Genomic DNA, 22,271 nt, shown 5'->3' on the forward strand with positions numbered 1-22,271 from the left:
GCCAGTCGGTTCATGCTTCGCGCTGATAGTCTCCCGACTTGCCGCCCGTTTTGCTGAGCAATCGAATCGATTCGATCGACATTGACTTTTCGATCGCTTTTGCCATGTCATACAGCGTCAGAGCGGCGATCGAAACTGCTGTCAGCGCTTCCATTTCAACTCCGGTTTCGGCCTTGATGCGGACGGTCGCTCGAATCTGGTATCCCGGAAGGTCGCGATCGGGCGTGATTTGCACTTCAACTTTTTGCAGCGGCAGCGGATGGCAGAGCGGAATCAAATTCGCAGTTTGTTTCGCGGCCATAATTCCGGCGAGGCGGGCTGTACCAATCACGTCGCCTTTGGGCGCATTGCCCGATTCGATCGCATCCAAGGTTTCCGGCTGCATTCGGACTTGAGCAGCGGCGATCGCTTCACGCACCGTCACCGCTTTTTCAGACACGTCAACCATGTTGGCTTCGCCGCTGGCGCTAAGGTGCGTCAGGTCGGCTGGCGTGGCCTCAGGGCGATCGGGCTGGTCGGGCTGAACCGCGTCGAGATAGTCGGTTTCTGCGGTGTTTTCGGGATTGGGAAAATTACTTTGCGTCATCGCGATTACCTGTGCTACTATTAGAACTTGTGAAAGGGCTTGTAGCTCAGTGGACTAGAGCACGTGGCTACGGACCACGGTGTCGGGGGTTCGAATCCCTCCTAGCCCGTCCCCAAGGGTGGACTCGTTAAGAGTCTACCCTTTTTGCTTGCGGCCCGTTAATCGCGTAGATGTCGCGTCCCCGCCCGATCGCAAAGCGAAACGAATGCGCCAAATTCTTGCTCGACAGCGTGGCAAAGACAACGATCGCCAGCATCGACAGCAATCCGGCTAGGCCAAAAATGCCTCGATAGCCGATCGCGATCGCCACCGTTCCCAAGACGGGTCCCGCGATCGCAATGCCCAAATCAAAGCCGACCATGCAAACGCCAAAAATTCGCCCGCGCTCGTTGGGCATGGCGCGATCGGCCATCAGCGCGGCCATCATCGGAATCAAGGTTCCGGCTCCTGCGCCTTCGATCGCGCCAGCCAGCAAAAATTCCGTCGCGCTGGTTGCTCGCCACAGCAGCAGCATCGACAAGCTGTACAAAATCAGGCTGAAGGAAATGAACAAGCCGCGCCCGTAGCGATCGGAGGCGCGACCCGTCACCAGCCGAATGCTGAAGCTGGCGATCGCCGCTGCCGTATAGAACAAGCCAACATTCAGATCGACTCCCGCTTCCTGCACGAACAGCGGCACAAACGTACTGAGTGTGCCAAACGCCAAACCGATCAGCAGCAAAACCGCCGCTGGAATGCGAACGCGCGGCGTGATCAGCAAACCCCAAAACTGACTGCTATCGGTTTCGGCACTGGTGCGATCGATCGTCGGTTCCTGCACCTGAGCCGTACACAGCAGCCCGATCATTCCCAAACCTGCTGCCGCCGCAAACATCGGCAGATAGCCCAGCCATTCGTGCAGATAGCCGCCCAAGGCGGGACCAAGCGCCATGCCGATCGGATTCACCAAGCTCATGTAGCCAATCAGTTCGCCGCGATGAGCAGGCGGCGAAAAATCCACCACCAGCGCACTGTAGGCCAGCGCAAACGCAGCAATGCTGAGTCCGTGCAGGGCGCGAATCCCCATCAGCAGCGGAATCGAATCGGTAAGCGCATAGCCGATCGGGGCGAATGCCACTGCTGCCATGCCGATCAGCAAAACGAGTTTGCGGCCTTTGCGATCGGCCAACTGCGCCAGCCAACTGCGCGAAATCAACAGTCCGATCGCAAACGTGCCCATGACGATGCCGATCGCCTGACTGTCTGCTCCACGATCGCGAATGTACAGCGGCAAAGTTGGCAGTAGAGCGGCCAGCGCTGACCAAAACAGCAAGCCTGCCGTAAACAAAATCAGCAAATTTTTCCGCAAGCTGGGACTAAAAGAAAAAATCAGGTTCAAGGTGAAGATGCAGCATAACGCCGTTTTGATTGTTGCGCCAAAACTACGAGTACGACATCTGGCTTATGGTGCAAGCGTTCGCGCTCCAATTTCTAAGGCAACAAAAACGGAAACAGCGATCGAATTGCCTGTCGAATTCGCAACAGCCGAATCGTATTGCTGACGCGACGGCTCAAGATCGGCGTGCCGCGATCGCTCAATTCCTCTTGCAGCCGCGCATATTCTCCGGGCGAAACAGGTTCACCATCAACGGGCGATCGCGCCTCGGTAATAATTTCCGTCCGCAGCACTTCCTCTGGCGGATCATCAGGCGGCGGCAAGGCGGCAGCCGGAAGCGTCCACAGCAGCCCGCCCACGAACAGAAATAGACACAGGAAGCGAATCATGTAGCAACCATAGCAAAGCCGACCTGAATTCCCGACAGCCCCTTGTGACATTCCGCAACTGAATCGCTGCATCTTCGCTCGATCGCGGTATATTCAAACAGCGGATTTCTATCAGTAATTTGGCTGTGACTTCGACTGCTCCGGGCAAAATTCTCGCCGTACTCAACGGGAAAGGCGGAGTGGGAAAAACCACAACGGCCATTAATCTATCGGCAATTTTGGCGAAAGAATGGCCTGTTTTGCTTGTCGATGCCGACCCGCAAGGCTCAGCCACCTGGTGGAGCGATCGCAATCCCATCAATATCGGCTTTGACATTACGCAAGAAACCAATCCGCAACTGTTGAACCGTTTACGCAAGGTGCAAGGCTACGGGCTGATCGTGGTGGATACGCCGCCTGCCCTGAATTCTGAAACCCTGGCAGCAGTCGTGGCGCAAGCGGATTATTTGGTTTTGCCGACGCCGCCTGCACCGATGGATCTGGCGGTTTTGATTGAAACAGTGAAGTCTGCGGTGCGTCCCTCTCGTGTTCCGCATCGCGTGCTGCTTACGAGAGTTGATCCGCGCAGCATCAATGAAGCGAAAGAAGCACAAAGCACTTTAATGGAGCTAGGGATTCCGGCTTGTCGTGCCTTTATTCGAGCTTATAAAGCACATGAGCGATCGGCCTTGGAAGGCGTCGCAATTACGCAGTGGCGCGGCAGACAAGCCAAAGAAGCCGCAGCCGACTATCGCCGCGTGGCAACTGAGATACAGCAAGACTGGAGATAAAAAATGGTAAGAAAGCGCAATTTATCCGATCTGCTCCGCGACGAGGCCGGAGCGCTGGACAACTCTAGTGACGAGCCACCTGCGGCTGAGCAGACAATTGATGTTTCTGCTGAAGTTGCCGACGAAAGCGCGATCGAACCGACTCGCCGTCCACATTCACCTACGAAGGCGGAGTTGCAAGCGATCGTCACCGATTTGACAGTCGAATCGGAAGCACTGCGCGATCGCGAGCAGCAGCTTGATCATCAAATTGCTGAACTTCAAGCTGAATTAAAATCCCGTCAAACCGAAATCGAGCAGCTTCAAAATCAGCTTCAGCAGCAGGCCGACCAGTTCAAGCAGCAGCTAGACCAAGCGCAGCAGGCCGACCAGTCTGCCGAACTTGTCCAGGTTCAGCAGCGACTCGCAGCGGAGCAAGCCCAAACCGCACAGCTTAAAACAGAACTCGAAGAAGCCAAGCAGCTTATCTTGAAGCTCAGCGAGGCGAACAGTAAGCCAGCAGCAAAAGCGCCAGAAACCAAAGCGATCGATCGCCCTGCTCCCGCACCCCAACGCGCTCCCCTACAGGCAAAACCGCTTCCCCAGCGGGGCGGAGCGATTGCGCCTGCACGTCCGCCTGCTCCGCCTGCGCGTCCGGCTGTTCAGCCGCGCCCCTTCGTGCCGACTCGTCCGATCGCACCAAACAACGTGCCAATGATGCCGTCTGAAAGCGACACGCGCCTGTCAGATGCAGATATCGGCTGGGTAGACTGACGCAATTTACGCTGTTTTTGACATCCTTCCTGGGGGAGAGGTGGAGCGCAACTACCCCCGCTACGCTACAAGTTGTATTGGGCTTGCAATCGCGACTAGCCGTGACTTTTGGCTGGTGGCGATCGCTGCCAAGCGTTTATGGTGACGCTTTATTTCTTACGATCTCTAGATGTAAGGGGTGTGGATGTGAACAAAACTTGTCTCGATCGCTTTTCTCAAGGACTTGCTGCAACCGTGCTGGTTGCGGGCGTTGCCGGAATTGCCTCAACTGCCCAGGCCGAAACGGTTGCTTCTGCGGCTGCTCTGCTTGAACCCGCTGCAACTGAAACGATCGTTCCGACTGAGGCGACGATCGCGCTGCAAGAGCCATCGCTGTTTGCCACAGAAGGATTTAGCCCGGAGGCGATCGTCGCCCAAACAACCCAGCCGACGCCGCTTGATTCGCCCAACCAACTGCCGCCGCCCGGCGAACCAGTGCCGCAACAGCCTTCGCAGCCGGGTCGGACGGGTGCACCCGTCACGCTGCCTCCCGAATCAACGCCGGGAACGCAGCCGACGCCGCTTGATTCGCCCAACCAACTGCCGCCGCCTGGTCAGCCAATTCCTGATCAGCCTAGCGAACCCAGCTTGACTGTGCCGCCGCCGACGACTCCAACCACTCCGCCGCCGACCACCCCAACCACCCCACCGCCCACAACTCGACCCGCACCGCCACCTCGCCAGGAAGGTGGAATTCAGCCGGGGCGGGCGACTGCAACAGGAGCAAGCTACATTGGGGCAGGTGCGAACATCGGCATCGGCGAAGGTGACAGTGCAGTGGGAGACGGCAGCTTTGCGGTCTTCAGCAAAATTGGCTTGACGCAGGAAATCTCGATTCGTCCGGCTGTGCTGTTCTCAGACGACGCGACATTCTTGATTCCGGTGACGCTCGATTTCATTCCGCTCCTGACGCCTGCCACTCGCGACGTGGGCGAAGCAGTCGGCCTGCGAGTTTCACCGTATGCTGGCGCGGGAGCCGCGATCTCGACAGGCGACAACAGCAGCGTTGACTTCTTGCTGACAGGCGGCGTTGATGTGCCACTGAGCAATCGTCTCACGGCCACTGCCCAGGTCAACGTCACGTTCGTTGACAATACCGCTGTTGGTTTGCTGCTCGGCTTGGGCTACAACTTCTAAATTTTGCCTTCCATCCAAAGGTGCTCGAAGCGATCGCACCGTCGCGATCGCTTTTGGCTGTGAGAAGTTTTTGCGCTGAGCAGCCAGCGGGCAGTGCGACACTTCCGACCTTTCACTTTCTCCCGCTAGACTGAAGACAAGCAATTTTCGGCGGGATGGCATGATTTCTGAACTTTCTCAAGCGCTGGCAGCGATCGATCTGGCAGCGGACTGGATCGGGTTGCGAGCGGTGAAGTCTGCAATCGGCATGACAACAGTGCGCGACGGACTGCCGCAGCGCAACGGGCGATCGCACAGTCAGGGTGTGATGGTCGAAGTGTTGGCAGGAGGGCAGATCGGCTACAGCGCCGTAAATTCACTACGCCTGATTGATCTGCAAGCTGCCGCAGAAGCGGCTTATCGGCAGGCGATCGCCGCCAGCAAATGGGCAATTTTTCCGACCTCAACAGCGGCGCGTCCGAAAGTCGTCGGCCAATATGCTTCGCCTGTCCAAAAAGCGCTGGATCTGCTCAGTCCTGGAGAAATTAACGAAATCTTGGTGCGGCTTTGTCACGAGATGAAGCGCAGTGATGCGATCGTGCAGACCAGTGCAACTGCCGTGACGGATGAAACCGAATCGTGGTTTGTCAGCAGCAACGGCTCGGAAGTGCATCAGAAATTTGTGATGCTGGAGACGCACTTCGGCGCGACGGCTCAAGATGGATCGATCGTGCAGCGCCGCAGCAGCAACGGCTATCTCGCCCACAGCTATCAGGGCGGCTGGGAACTGTTTCTGACGCCGGAACTGTGGGAGCAAGCGAAAACAGTGGGTGAACAGGCGATCGAACTCCTCACAGCCGCAGAATGCCCCAGCGAAACGACGACGCTCGTTCTTGCCCCTGACCAGATGATGCTGCAAATTCACGAAAGCGTCGGCCATCCGCTGGAACTCGATCGCATTTTGGGCGACGAGCGCAACTATGCCGGAGGCAGCTTTGTCAAACCCGCTGATTTCGGCAGCTTGTCCTACGGTTCCAAGCTGATGAACATTACGTTCAACCCGGATGTCGAAGGCGAATTTGCCAGCTATCGCTTTGACGACATCGGCGCACCTGCCAGCAAAGAATATTTGATTCGCGAAGGCGTCCTACAGCGCGGTTTGGGCAGCTTGGAAAGTCAGCAGCGGTTGGGCGTTCCGGGTGTCGCCTGCGCTCGCGCCAGTTCGTGGAATCGCCCGCCGATCGATCGAATGGCAAACATCAACCTAGAAGCGGGAACCGAAAATCTCCACGCACTGATCGGCAACATCGAGCGCGGCGTATTCATGGAGGCAAATCAGTCCTGGTCGATCGATGATCAGCGCTACAAATTCCAGTTCGGCTGCGAATACGCCAAGCGAATCGAAAACGGCAAGCTGACCAAAACCCTGCGAAATCCCAACTATCGCGCTACGACACCGCAGTTTTGGCACAGTTTGGCGAAAGTTGGAGACACGAGCACTTGGGAAGTCTACGGTACGCCGCTGTGTGGCAAAGGCGAACCCAATCAGGCGATTCGCGTCGGTCACGGTTCGCCCGTCTGCGTGTTTGAGAACATCGAAGTGTTTGGAGGTGGCGCGTGAAGATCGAGCAAACCGAAGCGGCCTTTACGCAGGTGGTTGAGGCGTTGCGATCGCATCTCCAGCCCGACGAAGCCTTTACGCTGGAACTGTGGGGCGAGCAAAGCCAGTTTGTCCGCTTCAATCAGGCCAAAGTGCGACAAACAGGAACCGTAATCGACGGTCAAATGCAAATCACGCTGATGCAAAACCAGCGCAGCAGCTATCGCGAAGTGCCGTTTACCGGAGAGGCCGCGATCGACCTGCCGCAAGCGCTCAGGGCGATCGAAGAACTGCGATCGATTCTGCCTCAGTTGCCGATCGATCCGTATCTTGTTCTGCCTGCGGGCAGTGCGACAAGTCGCGATTCGCATCAAGGCGATTTGCTGGCGATCGATGCGGTTGCCGACGCAATTTTGCCTGCGGTCAGCGGCTTGGACTTCACCGGACTGTATGCAGGCGGCTTGGTGCTGCGTGCTTATGCTGACTCTGCCGGACAGCGGCACTGGTTCGCGACGGATTCGTTTGCGATCGACTATTCGATCTTCACTACTGACGGACAAGCGGTCAAAGGTACTTATGCCGGAAGTGCGTGGAACCAAACGGACTACAGCGCCAAACTCGATCAGGCCAAACTTCAGCTTGAACGGTTAGCTCAGCCGCCAAAAGCCATTCCCAAAGGACAATATCGCACCTACCTTGCCCCCGCAGCAATGGCCGAACTAATCGCGATGTTTTCCTGGGGGGCAGTCAGTGAAGCCGCCTTGCAGCAGGGCAACAGCGCACTTGCCAGCTTGCAGCGCGGGGAAAAGCGATTTTCGCCGCTGTTTACGCTGAAGGAAAACTTCGATCGCGGGCTTGTTCCCCGCTTCAACGATTTGGGAGAAGTTGCGCCGATCGATCTGCCGCTGATCGAAAACGGCCAGCTTGTGAATACTTTGGTTAGCTCCCGGACGGCAAAGGAATATGGCAAAACGGCAAACGGAGCCGACGGCGGCGAATATTTGCGATCGCCCGAAGTTGCGCCTGGAAAACTCGCTGCCGACGATGTTTTGAAAACGCTTGACACCGGATTATTTTTGTCGAATTTACACTATTTGAACTGGAGCGATCGCCCGACTGCTCGCGTGACAGGAATGACTCGTTACGCTTGTTTCTGGGTGGCAAATGGCGAAATTGTTGCACCGATCGAAAATCTGCGCTTCGATGAAAGCCTTTATCGCTGCTTTGGTGAAAATCTCGTCGCGCTCACGGATTTTCAAGAGTTTATTCCTGAAGTTGGCAGCTACGATCGCCGCAGTTTAGGCGGAACCTGGACACCCGGCGCGATCGCCGACGACTTCACCTACACCCTCTAAAAAATTCCGCAGGAAGTCATGCGACTCCTGAGGAATTTTTGATGCTAATTCAAGCAGCCTATCGCGCCCAATAAATCACTTTTTTTTCGACAAAAACAAAGAAACCATAGAGAACGACACCCATCAACGCGAGGATGAGTAGGGCAGCAAATGCAAGCGGAATATCAAAGCTGGAAGTGGCTTGCACAATCAGATAGCCCAAGCCAGCATTAGACGCAACCGATTCAGAAATAACTGTGCCAATAAAGGCAAATGAAGCAGCAATTTTGAGCGAAGCAAAAATATAAGGCAGCGTGTGCGGCCAGCCGATTTTTTGAAAGGTTTCAACTTGGTTTGCGCCGAGCGATCGCAGCACATCTTTCATTTCTGGCTCAACGGTATCCAGTCCCAAAGCCACGTTGACGGCGATCGGGAAAAAGGCGAGCAGAAACGCTGTAATCACCGCAGGTCGAGCGTTCGCACCCATCCAAATTGCTAGCAAAGGGACGATCGCCGCCTTGGGAATCGTATTAAAGGCCACCAGCAAGGGATAGAGCGTCAGGTAGGCAATTCTCGAATAGCCAATCATAAATCCGAGAAGCACACCAAACCCAACCGCCAACACAAATCCAACCAAAGTTGTCCACAGCGTCCGCCAGGAATTAGCAATTAGCTGCGGCGCAAAATTTGCCATTGCTTGCAAAATTCCGCTGGGTGCAGGCAGGCTGAACGGTGGAATTTTGAAGATAATCACCACCAGTTCCCACAGGGCAAGCAGAACGATCGTCGCGACAAACGGCAAGACAAAACCCGCTGTTTTTGACTTAAGAAATTTTTCCATTTTAGTTGTGCTGAATCTGGCGGCGAATGCTGGAGAAATAGTGATTAAACTCGTCACTCAATTCCATATCAAGCGTGCGCGGACGCGGCAAATCAATCTTCGTTTCATAAATGATTGTGCTGGGTCGAGCGCTCATCACGAAGACGCGATCGGACAGGAATACGGCTTCTCTCAAATCATGCGTAATCAAAATGCCGACGCATTTCACGCGCATCCATAATGCTTGCAGCATCGTCCACATTTCTTCGCGAGTAAATGCATCCAGTGCGCCAAATGGCTCATCGAGCAATAGAATTTCTGGCTGATGAATCAAAGCACGACAGAGCGAAGTGCGCTGCCGCATTCCGCCCGATAGCTGCCAGGGAAATTGCTTTTGGAAATCTTGCAGGCGAACGGTTGCGAGTAAATCTTGCGCCATGTGAATGAATTCCGCTTTCTTTTGACGAAATTCATTTTTGTATGGCTGCACAATTTCCAAAGGCAGCAGCACATTATCAAGTGTGTTGCGCCAAGGCAGCATGACCGGATTCTGAAAGGCAATCCCCACATTTTTGAGCGGCTTGGTGATGCGCTGACCGCGATAGCGAATTTCACCGATCGCAGTCGGATTCAACCCAGAAACCATTCGCAAAATTGAAGTTTTGCCGCAGCCCGATGGCCCCACAAACGACACAAATTCACCAGGCGCGATCGACAGCGAAACTTCTTGAATAATCCGGCGCATCCGCTTCTCAAACGGATATTCCAAGCCGACACCATCAAATTCCAAAAGCGGCTGTCCGTCCGCAAAACCAGGCTCACGAGAATTAGTCAGCGGTTGAACCATAAGCTTCACCGAGTGAAATGAAATTGCGCGATCGAGATGGGAAAGAGATGAAGAGTGAGGAATGAAAGGTGAGGAGGGGGCTTTCCTCATTCCTCACCCTTGCTTTAGCTCAACGGTTTGCGTTCGCTGGCAGGGGGAAGCTGGCGATCGGCGGCTGGCGGCAAAAATTCATCCGTAAACACATCGGAAACTTGCGGTGTGCCTTGCAGTCCAAAACCTTCTGCGGTTTGCTGAAGCGATTTCTCCAAACGAGCCGTATCCACGCCGCCGAGTCCATTTTTTTCAACTTCTGGCGTGATGAACATGCGCTCAAGGGCAATTTGCAATCTTGCTTTTTCCGCTGTGCGATCCATCAGCTTGCTTTGGTCAGCAGCGATCACAGCATCGAGTCCGGCATTTGGGTCTTTCAGCACATCTTGCAGACCCCGCATGTAGGCGCGAATGAAGCCGCGCACCGCTTCAGGATTTTGTTCGGCAAAGGCGGCTCTGGTGAGAATCGCGTTGCCGTAGAAGTCCAAGCCGTTTTCGTTGTAGTAGAAGACGTTGATGTCGTCGGGCGATCGACCCGCCTTGTACAAGCTGGGCAACACCGAGGTGGCGAAGCCGCTCACGGCGGGCACTTGACCTTGCAGCAAAAAGCTTTCGCGCAGTTTGGGATCCATCGTCACCCACTTCACCGAATTGGGGTCGATGCCGACTTCTTGTGCAAACAGCGGAAACAGCTTGCGAGGGCCATCGCCTGCGGGCGCACCAATTTCTTTTCCGGCTAGATCTTGCGGTGAATTGATGCCGCTATCTTTGAGCGTCACGATCGCAAACGGTGCGGCATTTTGGGTAATCGCAACGGCCATCACTTTGCTGTTGGGATTTTTCTGATTGAACTCTAGCGCGTTGTACATGTCGCTAAAGGCGATGTCAAAGTTTCCGCTGCCGAGTTTGCTGATTGTGTCGGCATTGCCAAAGCCACGCTCATAAGAAACGTTTAACCCTTCTTCGGCAAAATAGCCTTTGTCGATCGCCACAATCAAAGGTGCATCCAAACTTTGCGTTAAGAAAGAAAGCTGCACGCGCACATTCGTTTGCCCTTGCTGATTGGCAGGCGAGGCAGCAGTGGTTGCGGCAGGTGAAGCACCCGCACCAGAATTTGCGGTGGGAGCTTGCGTGGCACATCCGGCCACAGCCGTCATCAGCGTTGCGGCGAGAAGCAAAGACAGGTATTTCAAATTCGCTTTCTTCACAATAAATCTCCAGCGTGCAAACAAAGGGCAGTTGAGCGGGGCAGTCGAGCGAACTTAGGCGGTTTCTCTTACTTTCATCCGGTGCGATCGCAGTTCGATTGTGAGCGATGGGCGCTACGATCTACCTTGAGTGAGATGGAATGTATACAGTATTCATTCAAGAGACAGATTTAGCTATTTTCTGTATTTTGATATACAAATTGAGTTTATTTTTACTCGTTCTTCCGTAGTAAGCGTGTGACAATTGCATCAAAGTTAAGGAACTTTGACATCCAGCTAAAACTTGAGTGGAATCAATTGCTGAGGTGATATCCTGTGTTTCAACGCTCCCAACATCTGTATTGCAACTTGATTCTTTGGGCGAGAATTTTTGCGATCGCTGATGTAGTTTTGGTGACATAGGCTTTCTCTTACTTTGGTTGTTTCTTGCTGTGATCAAGCTCTGCTGATTGCGCTGCGAAAGTCTGCTCGTTCAGGCGATCGCTGTCAGTAATTTGGTCAGCGTTTGCTGTTTGGTGATTCGCTTCCTCCACGCCGCTTGTGCGATCGATTTGCGTTGTTTCGACCGCACAGTTCAACTTCACCTGCACGAATTTCACAACTTCAATGAACACTCAACCCGTTTCAACTCAGGCACGTTTGTTTTGGCGGCGATCGCTTTTTAATTCACTGTTTCTGGCGCTGGTGCTGATTGCGCCGCCCGTTCTGGCAGATGATTTGGTGATTGAACTGAGCGATTCACCCGATGCGATCGAGCCGTCTTCCACTGAACTGAACGATTTGCCCCAATTCATTGAGCCGTCCCCGGAGATCGAGCCATCCGCAACCGTCCTGCTTGAACGACCTGTGCCGACCAAGGCGATCGAGCAACCTGCTTCAAGTCCGGCTATGTCGCAAGTTCCTTCGGTGTCGCAGCTTGCCGAGGTGCAGCCAACCGATATACAGCCGACGCGATCGAATGCAACGGCGATGGCGCAGGTGACATCGATCTCGCAACTGTCGGACGTGCAGCCGACCGACTGGGCGTTTCAGGCGTTGCAATCCCTCGTTGAGCGCTACGGCTGTATTGCCGGATATCCCGATGGAACCTATCGAGGACAGCGGGCACTGACGCGCTTCGAGTTTGCGGCAGGATTGAATGCCTGTCTCGATCGCATCAATGAAATCATTCAGGCCGGACTTGCCGATGCCATCACGGAAGAAGATTTAGCCTCGGTGCGGCGCTTGCAAGAAGAATTTGCCGCAGAACTAGCAACCTTGCGCGGTCGCGTTGATGCGCTCGAAGCTCGCACGGCAGAACTCGAAGCCAATCAGTTTTCCACCACAACCGTTTTGCGCGGTCAGGTTTGGTTCAACGTCACGGGTGCAGCAGCGACCGATGATGTACAGGTTGAAACGAGCAATCTTGGTACACCGCTGAATTTGCGTCCGGCAGGCCGAAATTCAGTGACGGGCAGGCCGATCGTCAGCATTGTCGATGGCGACGACGCGGAAATTGTGTTTAACCGCTATGCGCTGTTGAGCCTGAACACGTCTTTTTCAGGGCGCGATTCGCTTGTGACGCAGTTGGTGTTTGGTTCGTCCAATTCGCCGAGCAACGTGTTTGCCTCAGCCGGATTATTCAACACGTTTGGAACACCATTTACTGACCAAACCGGAACCCCAACGGCCAACGTCGTCAGCGTCCGCGAATTGTTTTACAGCTTTCCCGTCGGCGATGATTTTCAGTTTGTTGTGGGGCCGCGCATCAACTGGTATCGCTATTTTGACCAGAACGCTTTCACACTTTTCCTCACAGGAGCCAGCAGCTTTAACGCCAGCGGCAGCACACTTTTGAACGCGATCGATCGCGGTTCTGGCCTCGTCATCGTTTGGGATATCAACGACCAGTTTGATTTCGCGGTGGGCTATTTGGGCGAGAATACCGAGTTTTTGCCGGATGCCTTTTTCAACACGTCGTCAAATCCTAGTCGCGGCTTATTCAACGGCACCAATACCATCACGGCGCAACTCACCTATTCACCCAGCAGTCGCGCCAATCTGCGGTTTATCTACAATCGATCGACTTTGGCGGCCAATGTGAACATCCGCAATGAAAACGGCGTGATCACAGGTCAAGGCGTCGGCGGTGCAACCGGAGAACCGATTTACGGCGTGGCAGACGATGGCTTTGGTGGCTCGATCGAAGACGCGACTGCCGACACCTTTGGCTTCAACTTCGACTGGTTCATCACTGACAACATCGGGCTGTTTGGCCGCTATACCTATGGCTCAACCGACATCGTGCCGGAAGATGACGATCGCGACAGCGGCAGCATCAACGCGCAATCGCTTCAGGCAGGAATTTCGTTTCTCGATTTCCTCACGGATGGCGCTCGGCTGACGCTTTCCTACACCACACCGTTCTCGGTTCTCGACGGACGCAGCTTCCTCGCTGCGGGCGGCGGTGATGGCGGCGTGCAGTATGATTTTGAAGCGACCTATTACTTGCCGATTACCAACAATATTGCGATCGTGCCCGCAATCTACTTCATCGGCAATCCGAATAACTTCAGCGACAACCCGAATATTTGGGTCGGCAATTTACGCACGCAGTTCTCGTTCTAACGTCAAACAGGCAGTCAAGATTTCGATCGCGCTTGACTGCCTGTTTTTGCGGCAAAGTGTAAAAGATGCAACACTTCTCCGGTTTCTAAGACGCTATATCAAAGTAAACTGGCTCAACTTTTTCAGCCTTTTTCTAACGCAAAATTTCTCAGAGCAAGAATCTCAGGAAAAAATGATAGTAAATGCTTTTAATCCATCAGCAGCCACAGCTTATGCAGCGCTTTTGACTCGCCTGCATAAGGTGCTTCGTAATTCAGCATCCAGCAGCGCTCTAAATACTCGGTGCGCTGCTCATAAAATTGCTCTCGCGCCAAAGCATTGAGGAGCGATCGCCAAGCTGCCGTGAGCGGCAACCCAAGCTGGAACTTTGCTTGACGCGGAGCAGGTGCAGAATCGGGAATTAATTCGAGTTCTCGATAGCGTTGCCACTGCGGATTCATGGTTATCCTCCAGAAAGTGAAGCGCAATTTGAGCGCAGCTTAATTCCAGAAAACCCAAATCTTTCAAGGTTCTCGCGGCATGGCGCAGCAATTTCGGACAAGATGCAGTCAAATTGTTCTTCAGTAACATTTTTATTTTACAAGCTGTACTAGAGATTTCACATCTTCCACTGGGGTAACTCAAAATGGAAAACTTAAAAGCGATCGTGATTGGCGCGGGAATGGGCGGTTTGGCAACCGGGATTGCCCTGCGGCAGGCCGGATATGCAGTCGAAATGTACGATCGCGTCAGCGAACTGCGCCCTGCCGGAGCCGGAATTTCGCTGTGGTCAAACGGCGTCAAAGTCCTCAACCGTCTGGGTTTGGGCAAAGACATCGCGGCAATCGGTGGGCCGATGGAGCAGGTCGCCTACTACAGCAACACAGGCGAAAAGCTGACGGCGTTTAGCCTCAAACCCCTGGTCGATCGCGTCGGTCAAGCTCCGTATCCCGTTGCTCGCACGGATTTACAGGGAATGCTGCTTGACAAATTCGGCGCGGAAAACGTGCAGCTCAACTCGAAATGCGTCGCGATCGAGCAGGACGATCACAGCGTCACCGCCATCTTTGAAGACGGACACAAAGCAACAGGCGATGTTCTCGTGGCCGCCGACGGAACTCACTCGATGATTCGCCCTTATGTGACTGGATCTCCGATCGAACGGCGCTATGTGGGCTATGTGAACTGGAACGGACTGGTTCCCGCCAGCGAAGACCTCGCCCCGAAAAATAGTTGGGATGTGTATGTCGGCGAACACAAGCGAGCATCGATGATGCCTGTGGGCGGCGATCGCTTCTACTTTTTCTTTGACGTGCCGTTGCCAAAAGGCACACCCGCAGGCGATCACCGCGAAGATCTATCCGGCTTCTTTGCAGGCTGGGCGGCTCCGGTGCGGCGACTAATCGATCGGCTCGATCCGGCCAAAACCAATCGCGTCGAAATTCACGACATTGAACCGCTACAAACCTTGGTGCGCGGACGAGTTGCCCTGCTTGGCGATGCGGCTCACAGCACCGCACCCGATTTGGGGCAGGGGGGCTGTCAGGCAATGGAAGATGCGCTGGTGCTGACAAACTATTTGCAGACGACGAATCTCAGCGTTGAGGATGCCTTGAAGCGATATGAAGAAGCGAGGCGCGATCGCGTGGCAGACGTGATCACTCGCGCCCGCAAGCGATCGAACATGACGCACGGCAAGGAACCGGAGAAAACTCAGCAGTGGTATGAAGAACTGAAAAGCGAAGATGGCTCTAACATTATGGATGCGATTTCGCGCACAATTTTGGCGGGGCCACTTCAGTAATTTGGCATGAACGATGGGCAAATTAACCACGCATGTTCTTGACACGGCGAACGGCTGTCCAGCAGCCAATTTGACGATCGAACTTTGGCAGATCGATCGCGCTTCTGGTGAAAAAATACGGCTCAAAACCGTCACCACAAACTTGGATGGCCGCACTGATACACCGATGCTGGCTGATGATGAGTTTGCGATCGGACTTTATGAACTGGTGTTTTTTGTTGGTAGCTATTTCGCGAATGAAACGTTAGGCGATCCAGCGTTTCTCGATCGAATTCCGATTCAGTTTGGCATTGCCGATGCAGCCGCACACTATCACGTGCCGCTTTTAGTTTCGCCTTGGTCGTATAGCACGTACCGAGGCAGCTAAACTTGGATTGGCGAATTTTCTCAACTCGGTGTTTCACTACAAAATTGATGACGAATTAGAACTGCGGCTGTTTGAAATGCGTCATGCAGAAATTCTGTTTGCGCTAGTAGACCAAAATCGCGATCGCCTGCGCCAATGGCTATCTTGGGTGGATGATTCGCGATCGCTTCAAGACACGGAAAAATTCATTCAAGACTCTTTGCAAGAATTTGAAAGCGATCGCGGTTTTGCCGCCGGAATTTGGTTTCAACATCAGCTTGTCGGCAGTCTTGGCTTGCATGATATTTGCCAGAGAGACCGCAAAGCCACGATCGGCTATTGGCTATCAAAAACCGCAGAGGGCAAAGGAATTATGACCAATGCTTGTCGAGGCATTATCAACTATCTGTTTGAGGAACAAAAGCTGCATCGATTAACAATTCGAGTCCAGCCTGAAAACCATCGCAGCCGAGCAATTCCAGAGCGGCTTGGATTTCAAAAAGAAGGAATTCTGCGACAGGATAACTGGATGTACGATCGCTATATTGATCTGATCGTTTACGGACTGCTTGCAGATGAATGGCAACGCGATCGCGCTCAATGAATCTTTTATCATCAATTAAAACATGACTTATTCGATCGCCCAACTCAACGAAATGAGCGAAGCTGAATTTGTTTCCGCGCTTGGAGACATTTTTGAAAATACACCAGACATTGCGCGTGAAGTTTATCAGCAGCGTCCGTTTTTCGATCTAGAAGTGCTGGTTGAGCGCATGGAAGATGCGGTTTTTCTGCTGGATGAAGCGGCAAAGCTTGCCTTAATTCAGGCACATCCTGATTTAGGCAGTCAAGCAAAAATGGCGGATGCTTCTATCCAGGAGCAGGCAGGAGTCGGACTCGATCGCCTCACGTCCGAAGAATTCGATCGCTTTCAAACGCTGAATCAAACCTACAAAGAGCGATTTGGGTTTCCATTCGTGATGGCCGTGAAAAATCAAACGAAGGAAAGTATTTTAGAAGCGTTCGATCGCCGTCTCGAAAATCCATTTGATACTGAGATTGATCAAGCATTAGAAGAAATCACCAAAATTGCTGAATTTCGCCTGCGCGATCGAGTAGAGCCTGCCTAAAGCGGTTTTGGCTCGTTCAATTCCCACAAGTTGCCTGTTTCCGCTCAGCAATTTCCTCAGCCGAAAATTACTGGAATCTGGCGATCGCACTCGCTCTAGAAGCAGGTAAATTCAGGCAAAATAAGTGGGTATAGCCCGTACATTGTCCTTTTGCCTTGAATCATTTTCTTTGGCTTGACCAGGTGCAGCCGAGTCATCACTGCATTGTGGGCGAGCAAGCCTTGAGTTTGAGTAAATTGATGCAGCGCGGTTTCCCGGTTGCAGGCGGAGTCATCACCGCGATCGCCTTTGAGCAGTTTCGCACCGCGATCGACTGGCTCGATCCGCTGCTGACCGATTTTTCGCAATCGACGCTGCATCTAGAGTCGGATGCCAAACAGCTACAGGCGATTGCCCGCCAGCTTCGCGATCGCATCGCCGCCACGCCGCTGCGGGCTGACTGGCTGCCCCACACCTGGCAAACTCCGGCCTTGCTGCTGCGTCCCCAAGTGCTGCACTCCGGCGCAAGCGCGAACGACTGGCTCGCGCCGCAAATTTGCTGGGCAGAACCGGACGCGATCGCAGTGGCACTCAAGCGCGTTTGGAGCGAAGTGTTTCGGGCAAAAAGCTTGCTGTTCTGGCAGCGAATGCGTTCCGGTAGCCCTTCGGAATCGCACCTGCCGCTTGCAGAAATTCAGTTGGCCGTTTTGGTGCAGCCGATTTCAGCCGCGATCGCGTCGGGACGGCTGCGCCTGAGCGAAACGGAAAAACTGCTGCAAGGTCAGCCCGGACTCGACGGCATAAGCGGTTTAACCGATACGATTCTCGCAAATCTGCTGCAAGGATCGAGCGCCAGTCCGCATCACCTGCAACTGAACAGTCACGATCGATCGCCTGATTGCCTTGTTCGCACCACTGCAACTGCCCAGCCTATTCTCCAGCCCAGTCAAATTCAGCAGTTGATGCAGCTTGCCCAAGCCATTGCCGCCGAAATGCACAGCGGCATCGAATTCGAGTGGCTGCTGACCGATCGCTTTTGGCTGACGCAGGTGCGATCGCTGTCCGGCGAGGTTGGCCTGCCGCAGCCCAGTCTTGCGAGCGATCCGGTTTGGGTGCGCGGCCTCGCCGCCTCCAGCGGACAAGCGATCGGAACAGCTTGGGTGCTGAACGACGAAACAATTCCTGCCGATTTGCCTGCGGATGCGATCGTGATTGCCAAGCGGCTTGCGATCGCATCTTTTCACCGCTTCAGCATTCAGGGCTTCGCGATCGAGCAGGGCAGCATGACCAGCCACAGCGCAATTTTGGCTCGCGAACTGGGCATTCCGGCGATCGTTGGCGCGATTGATGCGACGCGACAAATCAAAACGGGCGATCGCGTGTGTCTCGATGGCGATCGCGGCCTGCTCTATCCGGTCGCGATCGATCGACAGTTGACGGGTAAATCTATGACGGTCAAACCTAGCGCACCCATTCGGGCGATCGCCCTGTCCCCGCCTCATCTATCTCCGACGCAGCCAAAGCTGATGGTGAATATGAGTCAGGCGGCGACGCTGGAAACGATTCAGTCAGTGCCGATCGCGGGAATTGGCTTGCTGCGAGCCGATTTGCTGCTGCTCGATCTGCTGCAAGCTCCGGCAACAGTGTCCACCAGCATTCAAATTAAAGATCGTATCCGTCCGTTTGCCGCTGCCCTTCATCCGCGTCCGGTGTTCTATCGATCGATCGATCGATCGCTTCAGGTGAGTGGTCGTCCGCTGTTGGGACTGCACGGCACGTCTAGCTATGCGCTGGAAACAAGCTGGTTTCAGCGGGAACTGCTTGCCCTGCGCCAGCTTCAGCAGGAAGGCTATGACAATTTGCATTTGCTGCTGCCGTTTGTGCGGACGGTGGAAGAGTTTGAGTATTGTCGATCGCAAGTTGAGCAAGCGGGGTTGATGCAGCCTTCTTTTCAGCTTTGGATCATGGCGGAAGTGCCTTCTGTGCTGTTTTTGCTGCCTGACTATGTGAAAGCGGGAGTGCAGGGCATCGCGATCGGTTCCAATGATTTAACGCAGCTATTGCTGGGAATCGATCGCGATGAGCCGCAGTTTGCTCACCACACCGCTATGCATCCTGCCGTTTTGCAAGCGATGCAGCAACTGATTCAAACGGCTCAACGGCTCAACATTTCCTGCTCGATTTGCGGCCAAGCCGCCAGCCAGCCTGAGCTGATTGCCCTGCTGGTGCAGTGGGGCATTTCGGCAATCTCTGTTGAACCGCAGGCGATCGAAACCACCGCACAGGCGATCGCTGCTCATTGCGCTTCAAGGATGCCGATCGATCGAAAATTTGATTTTCGCGACTTCCATTAACAAAACTTAACTATACTAAAGGCTTATTTCAGATGGGGGACGACCAAATGTAATTGGCGTTACTAATCTGGACAGGTGTGAATTTTTCTGGAGATATTTTTAATGAGATCCTCGCTTCAGTTTCTCGCCAGCTTTATTGGCGTTGCAGGTTTGAGCTTGTCGGTTAGCCTCCCCTCGGTTGCTCAAACCAGTCCTTCGCGTCAGGGTGTGACGGGCAGCAACTACCAATCTGCCGTGTCGATCCCGGCTAACTCGCAGTCAGAAAGCATCGTCGCGATCGTCGATGAAAGCGATTCGTTTGAACTGCTAAACGCCTTGATTCGCGTCGCAGCGATCGAAGACCCCAGCATTGCGACAAAACTGAGCAGTGGTGAATTTACCGTTTTTGCACCGACCGATGAAGCCTTCGCCGCCCTGCCGCCCGATGCGATTCGCGCTTTGGTGCAGCCGCAAAACCGCGATTTGCTGGTTCGCATTCTCTCCAATCACATCGTTCCGGGCGTTGTTCCTGCCTCGGAAATTGCCTCGATCGATTTGGGCACCAGCATTGGTACTGGCTTGACGCCGCCTCCGGGTGACTTTAGCCCCAATGACAACGTTGCCAACGTGGACACCAGCCAGTCGATTCGCCCCAACAGCGATCGCGACATGAGCAACGCAGGCGGACTGCCTTCCAGCGGTGTGCAGCCAGAAGGCAACTTGACGCCACCTCCGGGTGACTTCAATCCCAACGATAACGTCGGCAATGTGGACACCAGCGACTCGATTCGTCCCAACAGCGACCAAAGCATGAGCAGTCCCGGAGGCGTGGGAAGCGTTGCTCAAACGGAAATTCCGGGTCGTCCCGAAGCTACACCCGGATTTGACACGCCGGGCGATGTGCAGCGCGGTGACTCGAACATGAACATGGACAGCATGGACAGCATGGGCAGCACCGGCAACATGAATATGGACAGCCGTGACGACAACCAAGCCTCTGAGCCGCCTTCGGGTGAACTGCGTCCGAACGAAAACGTGGCGAACGTGCAGGGCGAAACGCTTTCCCCGCGCGGCGATCGCAACTCCGCAAGCAACTCGATGAACATGGGTAACTCGTCGGCGATGAGCGGCACCTCGATCAGTGCGGCTCGCGTAATTGGCGCAGACATCCCAGCAAGCAATGGCGTCATCCATGCGATCAACCGCGTCATCTTGACGCCGGAATTGCAGTCGGAACTGCAAGAAGCGATCGTCAATGTGGATAGTGCCAGCAGCCCTGCCCGCTAATTTACGACAGTCACACTTCTAAAAAAGCCGTTCCCGCTCGCCAGTTGGCCGTTTGCGGGAACGGCTTTTTAGTGCGATTGAACTGTTAAAAATGGGAAAGTTGAAAAATTGGCAAAGTTGCGATCGATTTGCAGAAGATTCATAAATCGATGGTGGATGATCAATTTATCCTCGATGCAAATTGAGAATTCCGTTGATGTGGAGTGGGCGATCGCAGATTGCTACCGACAGGTTAAGTTTGAAAAAACTAAATGTCGAATAGCGCGATCGCCAATTTATTCAAGAGCAAGGAACTTCTACAGCGGTCGATAGACGCGGTAGTTAATTTGCGGAAAGATATTGTCAATCTTTTCGACTTTTTCCAGCCAGCCAGAATCGACTTTTCCTTGCAGCAAATCTTCGCGGAGTTTATTGAAGCGCATCAGGTGCGATCGCGTCCGTCGAACCGCATAGGGAACCATTGTTCCCGTCCGCATAATAAACGCCCAGTCCGACGATTGCGCCAGCAGCAATTCTCGCGCTGCCTGATTCAAGGCTCGCCATTCCAGTTCATCGACAGGTTCACGGCGCGAGAGATCGATCATCCGTTCAGCGGCTTTGTGCAGATGCGGATAGATCCAGGCGTTCGTTTCGTTGAGCCAGTATTCGTGGAAACCCCGGAAGCCCCAGCTTGACTGAGACGGACGACAAACCTGCTGCGTCGGTTGCGCCCGCAGATAGTCTGCCAAGTGCGTCATCTCGTAGGTATTTTGGTCGTACCAGGATTTGCGGCAAAGGTAATCGATGAACCAGGGGCCCTCATACCACCAGTGGCCGAACAGTTCCGCATCGTAGGGCGACACGATGATTGGCGGACGCTGCATGATGCCGTGCAGATGTTCGATTTGGCGAGCGCGATTGTACATGAAGTTTCCGGCGTGTTCTGCCGCTTTCTCGCGTGCCCAATACGGGTCATACCACGCTTTTTCGCTTAAGCCCAAGCCTTTTCCCGTGATTTTGTGATACTTGATTCCGGTATTTTTGCGCTGGCCGTTCGGCATGATGTACGGCTTGATGTATTCGTACTCGGCATCCCAACCGAGATCTCGGTAAAATTCGCGATATTCTGCCGCGCTCGGATAGCCGACTTCCGACGACCAAACCTGCTGAGACGATTCGTGATCGCGTCCAAATGCTGCCACTCCGGTTTCTGTGAAGATCGGGGCGTAAGAGCCAAAGCGGGGGCGCGGACGAGCGTAGAGAATGCCGTGGCCGTCGGTGAGGAAGTAGCGCAGTCCGGCATCGGCCAGCATTCGCTCTAGTCCTTCGTAGTAGGCGCATTCGGGCAGCCAAATTCCTTTTGGGGGACGACCAAAGGTTTCTTCGTAGTGTTCAACCGCGACTTTTAGCTGTGCCCAGACTGCCTGCGGGTACATTTTCATCAAGGGCAGATAGCCGTGTGTGGCTCCGCAGGTGATGATTTCCAGGTTGTTGCTGTCGAGGAATTTTTTGAAGGCGGTGACGAGATCGCGATCGCACGCTTCCCAAACTTGGCGTACCGAATTGAATTCGCTGGCATAATGTTCAGCTAGGTAGCGGATGTGGGGATTGTGGGCGTTGCGCTCCACTTCCATTTCGGCCAGTTCTTCGAGTTTGGCGAGGTGTTCGTCATAGCGCTCTTGCAGCAAGGGATCGCGCAACATCGAGACCAACGGTGGCGTCATGCTCATCGTGATCTTAAAATCGATCCCGTCGCGCATCAGCCCTTCAAACACCATCAGCAGCGGAATGTATGTCTCCGTGATCGCCTCATAGAGCCATTCTTCCTCCAGCACAAAGTCGCTTTCGGGGTGGCGCACAAATGGCAAATGAGCGTGCAGAACAAGCGCAAGATATCCAATACTCATAGGAAGACTGGGGGATGATCGATCGGGGATCAGCGGTTTGACCGTTGCCAAGA

Annotated in this window: 21 protein-coding genes and 1 tRNA gene; 13 read left to right on the plus strand and 9 right to left on the minus strand. The window is 54.0% G+C overall.

Features of this window, described 5'->3' with window-relative positions; translation table 11 throughout:
* Nucleotides 1-10: 10 nt before the first annotated feature.
* Nucleotides 11-586: a cyclic pyranopterin monophosphate synthase MoaC gene (moaC, locus tag H6F67_RS19695; RefSeq protein WP_190768326.1), complete on the minus strand. Its 576-nt coding sequence runs from the start codon at nucleotides 584-586 to the stop codon at nucleotides 11-13.
* A gap of 35 nt (nucleotides 587-621) precedes the next feature.
* On the opposite strand from moaC, the gene H6F67_RS19700 reads away from it, so the two are divergent.
* Nucleotides 622-695: transfer RNA gene (locus H6F67_RS19700), tRNA-Arg, on the plus strand.
* An 18-nt stretch (nucleotides 696-713) separates the two neighbouring features.
* Here H6F67_RS19700 and H6F67_RS19705 read toward each other — a convergent pair.
* Together H6F67_RS19705 and H6F67_RS19710 are read right to left on the minus strand one after the other, a co-directional pair.
* Complete coding sequence (locus H6F67_RS19705) at nucleotides 714-1,964, minus strand: MFS transporter (protein WP_190768327.1); 1,251 nt, start codon at nucleotides 1,962-1,964, stop codon at nucleotides 714-716.
* A gap of 92 nt (nucleotides 1,965-2,056) precedes the next feature.
* On the minus strand, nucleotides 2,057-2,401 hold the full coding sequence (locus H6F67_RS19710; protein ID WP_242020716.1) for a hypothetical protein: 345 nt from the start codon (nucleotides 2,399-2,401) through the stop codon (nucleotides 2,057-2,059).
* 74 nt (nucleotides 2,402-2,475) lie between these two features.
* Between H6F67_RS19710 and H6F67_RS19715 the strand changes: the two genes are divergently transcribed.
* The 5 genes from H6F67_RS19715 to H6F67_RS19735 all read left to right on the plus strand — a co-directional run bounded on the left by H6F67_RS19715 (nucleotide 2,476) and on the right by H6F67_RS19735 (nucleotide 7,983).
* Nucleotides 2,476-3,120, plus strand: a complete 645-nt coding sequence (locus H6F67_RS19715) for an AAA family ATPase (protein WP_190768328.1) — start codon at nucleotides 2,476-2,478, stop codon at nucleotides 3,118-3,120.
* Between the two features lie 3 nt (nucleotides 3,121-3,123).
* Nucleotides 3,124-3,873, plus strand: a complete 750-nt coding sequence (locus H6F67_RS19720) for a hypothetical protein (protein ID WP_190768329.1) — start codon at nucleotides 3,124-3,126, stop codon at nucleotides 3,871-3,873.
* A 186-nt stretch (nucleotides 3,874-4,059) separates the two neighbouring features.
* A complete protein-coding gene (locus H6F67_RS19725; RefSeq protein WP_190768330.1) occupies nucleotides 4,060-5,049 on the plus strand; it encodes a hypothetical protein in 990 nt (329 codons plus the stop codon).
* Nucleotides 5,050-5,209: 160 nt separating this feature from the next.
* The gene (locus H6F67_RS19730) at nucleotides 5,210-6,649 is read left to right on the plus strand and encodes a TldD/PmbA family protein (RefSeq protein ID WP_190768331.1); all 1,440 of its coding nucleotides are present in this window, start codon (nucleotides 5,210-5,212) and stop codon (nucleotides 6,647-6,649) included.
* Nucleotides 6,646-7,983 carry a TldD/PmbA family protein gene (locus tag H6F67_RS19735; RefSeq protein ID WP_190768332.1) on the plus strand — a complete coding sequence of 446 codons (1,338 nt, stop codon included), beginning with the start codon at nucleotides 6,646-6,648 and terminating at the stop codon, nucleotides 7,981-7,983. Before H6F67_RS19730 ends, H6F67_RS19735 begins: the two co-directional genes overlap by 4 nt.
* A 58-nt stretch (nucleotides 7,984-8,041) precedes the next feature.
* Here the strand turns inward: H6F67_RS19735 and H6F67_RS19740 are convergent, their stop codons facing one another.
* From H6F67_RS19740 to H6F67_RS19755, 4 genes are all read right to left on the minus strand, one after another.
* Nucleotides 8,042-8,803 (minus strand): ABC transporter permease, encoded by a 762-nt coding sequence (locus H6F67_RS19740; RefSeq protein ID WP_190768333.1) that lies wholly within the window; start codon nucleotides 8,801-8,803, stop codon nucleotides 8,042-8,044.
* 1 nt (nucleotide 8,804) lies between these two features.
* A complete protein-coding gene (locus H6F67_RS19745) occupies nucleotides 8,805-9,629 on the minus strand; it encodes an ABC transporter ATP-binding protein (protein ID WP_190768334.1) in 825 nt (274 codons plus the stop codon).
* 104 nt (nucleotides 9,630-9,733) lie between these two features.
* Nucleotides 9,734-10,867: an ABC transporter substrate-binding protein gene (locus tag H6F67_RS19750; RefSeq protein ID WP_206753919.1), complete on the minus strand. Its 1,134-nt coding sequence runs from the start codon at nucleotides 10,865-10,867 to the stop codon at nucleotides 9,734-9,736.
* 410 nt (nucleotides 10,868-11,277) lie between these two features.
* Nucleotides 11,278-11,481: a hypothetical protein gene (locus H6F67_RS19755; RefSeq protein WP_190768335.1), complete on the minus strand. Its 204-nt coding sequence runs from the start codon at nucleotides 11,479-11,481 to the stop codon at nucleotides 11,278-11,280.
* Here H6F67_RS19755 and H6F67_RS19760 point away from each other — a divergent pair.
* Complete coding sequence (locus H6F67_RS19760) at nucleotides 11,474-13,474, plus strand: iron uptake porin (protein WP_199304522.1); 2,001 nt, start codon at nucleotides 11,474-11,476, stop codon at nucleotides 13,472-13,474. The two genes, H6F67_RS19755 and H6F67_RS19760, sit on opposite strands and share 8 nt — an antisense overlap.
* A 188-nt stretch (nucleotides 13,475-13,662) precedes the next feature.
* Here H6F67_RS19760 and H6F67_RS19765 read toward each other — a convergent pair whose 3' ends face one another.
* Entirely contained in the window at nucleotides 13,663-13,914 is a 252-nt protein-coding gene (locus tag H6F67_RS19765; protein WP_190768336.1) for a hypothetical protein, read from the minus strand.
* A 185-nt stretch (nucleotides 13,915-14,099) separates the two neighbouring features.
* Between H6F67_RS19765 and hpxO the strand changes: the two genes are divergently transcribed.
* The 6 genes from hpxO to H6F67_RS19795 all read left to right on the plus strand — a co-directional run bounded on the left by hpxO (nucleotide 14,100) and on the right by H6F67_RS19795 (nucleotide 20,332).
* Nucleotides 14,100-15,257, plus strand: a complete 1,158-nt coding sequence (hpxO, locus tag H6F67_RS19770) for an FAD-dependent urate hydroxylase HpxO (RefSeq protein ID WP_190768337.1) — start codon at nucleotides 14,100-14,102, stop codon at nucleotides 15,255-15,257.
* A 13-nt stretch (nucleotides 15,258-15,270) separates the two neighbouring features.
* The gene (gene uraH, locus H6F67_RS19775) at nucleotides 15,271-15,624 is read left to right on the plus strand and encodes a hydroxyisourate hydrolase (protein ID WP_190768338.1); all 354 of its coding nucleotides are present in this window, start codon (nucleotides 15,271-15,273) and stop codon (nucleotides 15,622-15,624) included.
* Nucleotides 15,625-15,631: 7 nt separating this feature from the next.
* Nucleotides 15,632-16,207: a GNAT family N-acetyltransferase gene (locus H6F67_RS19780; protein WP_199304523.1), complete on the plus strand. Its 576-nt coding sequence runs from the start codon at nucleotides 15,632-15,634 to the stop codon at nucleotides 16,205-16,207.
* A gap of 22 nt (nucleotides 16,208-16,229) precedes the next feature.
* Nucleotides 16,230-16,733, plus strand: a complete 504-nt coding sequence (gene uraD, locus H6F67_RS19785; RefSeq protein ID WP_190768339.1) for a 2-oxo-4-hydroxy-4-carboxy-5-ureidoimidazoline decarboxylase — start codon at nucleotides 16,230-16,232, stop codon at nucleotides 16,731-16,733.
* A 155-nt stretch (nucleotides 16,734-16,888) separates the two neighbouring features.
* A complete protein-coding gene (locus H6F67_RS19790) occupies nucleotides 16,889-19,066 on the plus strand; it encodes a putative PEP-binding protein (RefSeq protein ID WP_190768340.1) in 2,178 nt (725 codons plus the stop codon).
* 102 nt (nucleotides 19,067-19,168) lie between these two features.
* On the plus strand, nucleotides 19,169-20,332 hold the full coding sequence (locus H6F67_RS19795; RefSeq protein ID WP_190768341.1) for a fasciclin domain-containing protein: 1,164 nt from the start codon (nucleotides 19,169-19,171) through the stop codon (nucleotides 20,330-20,332).
* 296 nt (nucleotides 20,333-20,628) lie between these two features.
* Here the strand turns inward: H6F67_RS19795 and H6F67_RS19800 are convergent, their stop codons facing one another.
* Entirely contained in the window at nucleotides 20,629-22,218 is a 1,590-nt protein-coding gene (locus H6F67_RS19800) for a glycoside hydrolase family 57 protein (RefSeq protein WP_190768342.1), read from the minus strand.
* Nucleotides 22,219-22,271: the final 53 nt, after the last annotated feature.

It is taken from the genome of Microcoleus sp. FACHB-1515 (assembly GCF_014696105.1).
Taxonomy (GTDB): domain Bacteria; phylum Cyanobacteriota; class Cyanobacteriia; order Elainellales; family Elainellaceae; genus JAAUTJ01.